Origin of the sequence: Micrococcus sp. APC 4021 (assembly GCF_030407635.1) — a bacterium.
Lineage (GTDB): Bacteria > Actinomycetota > Actinomycetes > Actinomycetales > Micrococcaceae > Micrococcus > Micrococcus luteus.
Map to the genome: position 1 here is coordinate 1 of NZ_JASDCZ010000237.1, position 641 is coordinate 641.

1 protein-coding gene is annotated in these 641 nt (G+C 75.2%); it reads right to left on the reverse strand.

Annotation, left to right across the window (positions count from 1 at the left end; translation table 11 throughout):
- Positions 1-32: 32 nt before the first annotated feature.
- Positions 33-599: a DinB family protein gene (locus tag QL983_RS11380; RefSeq protein WP_041104677.1), complete on the reverse strand. Its 567-nt coding sequence runs from the start codon at positions 597-599 to the stop codon at positions 33-35.
- Positions 600-641 lie beyond the last annotated feature (42 nt).

The window sequence follows — 641 nt, forward strand, 5'->3', positions numbered from 1 at the left end:
CGACCGCAGGCGGGACCGCGGGTGGGGCGGGCTCACTCGCCGGCCTGGCCGTCGATCCCCTCGCGCAGCAGGTCGGCGTGGCCGGCGTGGCGGCCGTACTCCTCGATCATGTGGGTGAGGATCCACCGCAGCGAGACCGGGTCCCGCCCCTCCCGGATCCGGTGGGCGCGGGCCAGGGCCGCGGCGCCGTCGTCGCCGTCCGCCGCGAGCAGGTCCACCACGATCTGCCGGGACCGCTCCACCTGGCCCTGCCAGAGGGCGCGCAGGTCCGCCGCGGAGTCCTGCGCCGCGCTGTGCCAGTCCCAGTCGGGGTCCGCGTCGAAGTCCGCGCCCACCCAGGGCGTCGAGGTGGGCTCGCCGAGGGCGACGGCCTCGAACCACCAGAACTCGACGAACGCGAGGTGCTTGAGCAGGCCGCCGAGCGTCATCGCGGACGGGTGCCCCGGCAGGCGGCGGTGCAGCGCGGCCGTGTCCAGGTCCGCCGTCTTCCACTCGATCGTGGCGCGCAGGAAGTCGAGGAAGCCCAGCAGGGTGGCGGCCTCGCCCGCGGCGAAGGGCGGCTCGGGGCGGCCCTGGTCGTCGTAGAACACGGTGGTCATGGCGGCCAGGCTACGCCCCACCCGCGTTTTCGTTCGGGAAAC